Origin of the sequence: Streptomyces thermospinosisporus (assembly GCF_039526425.1) — a bacterium.
GTDB classification, from domain to species: Bacteria; Actinomycetota; Actinomycetes; order Streptomycetales; family Streptomycetaceae; genus Streptomyces; species Streptomyces thermocarboxydovorans.
On sequence record NZ_BAAAIZ010000076.1, the window covers coordinates 7,070 to 9,301 of the forward strand.

General features: G+C 68.7%; 2 protein-coding genes. Both read left to right on the plus strand.

Annotated elements, in window-relative coordinates; genetic code table 11:
• The first annotated feature begins 66 nt into the window (after window positions 1-66).
• Window positions 67-525, plus strand: coding sequence for an RrF2 family transcriptional regulator (locus ABD207_RS23570; protein WP_344015114.1), 459 nt, complete (start codon window positions 67-69; stop codon window positions 523-525).
• 523 nt (window positions 526-1,048) lie between these two features.
• A complete protein-coding gene (locus tag ABD207_RS23575) occupies window positions 1,049-2,158 on the plus strand; it encodes an aliphatic sulfonate ABC transporter substrate-binding protein (RefSeq protein WP_344015115.1) in 1,110 nt (369 codons plus the stop codon).
• Window positions 2,159-2,232 lie beyond the last annotated feature (74 nt).

Below are 2,232 nucleotides of genomic sequence, written 5' to 3' on the forward strand. Positions count from 1 at the left end.
CGGCGCTCCGGCGCTCCGGCGCTCCGGCCCCGGCGGACCGCCGCCGGGGCCTGCGATAATGCCCGTATGCGGATCTCAGCCAGAGCGGACTACGCGGTACGTGCCGCACTGGAACTCGCCGCGTCCAAGGAGGACGCGCCCCTGAAGACCGAGGCGATCGCCGAGGCGCAGGAGATCCCGCACAAGTTCCTCGAAGGCATCCTCAACGACATGCGCCGCGGCGGTCTCGTCCTCAGCCAGCGCGGCGGCAACGGCGGATACCGGCTGGCCCGGCCCGCCGAGTCGATCAGCATCGCTGACGTCATCCGCGTGGTGGACGGACCGCTGGTCTCGGTGCGCGGAGTGCGCCCGCCCGACCTGTCGTACACCGGGCCCGCCCAGTCGCTGCTCCCCCTGTGGATCGCCCTGCGGTGCAATGTGCGGGAGATCCTCGAGGGTGTGTCGCTGGCGGACGTCGCGTCCGGGGCGCTGCCCTCCGAGGTCTCGGCGCTCGCGGACACTCCCGGCGCATGGATCAATCCCTGAACAGATAAGTCCACCATGCGGACAGCCTCTTGGGGCGGGCCCTCTCTTCTGCCACTATCCCTACCAGCCAGGTAGGAGAACTAGGGATCCCGGGGAGGCGGAGCCGTTGAGCATGCACCGGCATCAGGCACCGGCTCTGCCCCTGCTGACGTCGCGACGCCACATCGACTACGGCCGCACGTCGACCGCGCTGTGTCGCCTCTTCTGAGAGCACACGCGTCTCCTGAACGCACAGGCGCCTTCTGAGAACACACGCGTCTGCTGAACGCACAGGCGCCTTCTGAGCGCACAGGCGCCTTCTGAGAACACACGCGTCTGCTGAACGCACAGGCGCCTTCTGAGCGCACAGGCGCCTTCTGAGAACACACGCGTCTGCTGAACGCACACGCGCCTTTAGAGCGCACACCCGGCCGGCTCGGCCGAGAGCACGCCCGGCCGACTCGTGCGTCAGCTCCGCCGAGCCTGCGCACGCGCGCCCGTTTCCCTGTACGACCTTGTACGACCTTCCTGAGAGGACACCCTCGTGTCTGCCGCAAGACCGCGCACCTTCCTTCGTGCCCTCGCCGTGACCGCGGCGCTCCCCCTTCTGCTGACCGCCTGCGGCTACGGCTCCGAGTCCACGGACGACGGCGGCAAGGCGGACGTCGCGGCCGATGCCGAGAAGCTCTCCGCCGAGGAGGTGAAGATCGGCTACTTCCCCAACCTCACCCACGGCACCGCGCTGGTGGGCGTGCAGGAGGGTCTGTTCCAGAAGGAGCTGGGCGGCACCCGGATCAAGGCGTCGACCTTCAACGCCGGCCCCTCGGAGATCGAGGCGCTGAACGCCGGGTCCATCGACATCGGCTGGATCGGCCCCTCCCCCTCGATCAACGGCTACACCAAGTCCCAGGGCAAGAACCTGCGCATCATCGGCGGTTCCGCCTCCGGCGGGGTGAAGCTGGTGGTCAACCCGGACCGGATCAAGTCCGAGGACGACCTCAAGGGCAAGAAGATCGCCACCCCGCAGCTGGGCAACACCCAGGACGTCGCCTTCCTCAACTGGATCGCCGAGCAGGGCTGGAAGGTCGACCCGCAGAGCGGCAAGGGCGACGTCTCCGTGGTCCGCTCGGACAACAAGGTGACGCCGGACGCCTACAAGGCGGGCTCCATCGACGGTGCCTGGGTGCCGGAGCCGACCGCGTCCAAGCTGGTCGCCGGCGGGGCGAAGGTGCTGATCGACGAGGCCGACCTGTGGCCGGACAAGAAGTTCGTGATCACGAACATCATCGTGTCGCAGAAGTTCCTCAAGGAGCACCCGGACGTCGTCGAGGCCGTGCTGCGGGCCTCGGTGAAGACCAACGAGTGGATCGCGGCCAACCCGGACAAGGCGAAGGCGTCCGCGAACAAGGCGCTGGAGAAGCTGAGCGGCAAGGCGCTGCCGGCCGAGATCCTCGACCCGGCGTGGAAGTCCATCACCTTCCTCGACGACCCGCTGGCCGCCACGCTGGAGACCGAGGCGTCCTTCGCCGTGAAGGCCGGGCTGCTCGACAAGCCGAACCTGAAGGGCATCTACGACCTGACCCTGCTCAACAAGGTCCTCAAGGCGGAGGGCAAGCCCGAGGTCGACGACGCGGGCCTGGGCGTCGCCCGCTAGCCGTACCGGTCACGAGCGGCACCCGCCTGCAGCACCCGACCGCCAGCGGCACCCGCCTGCAGCACCCGACCGCC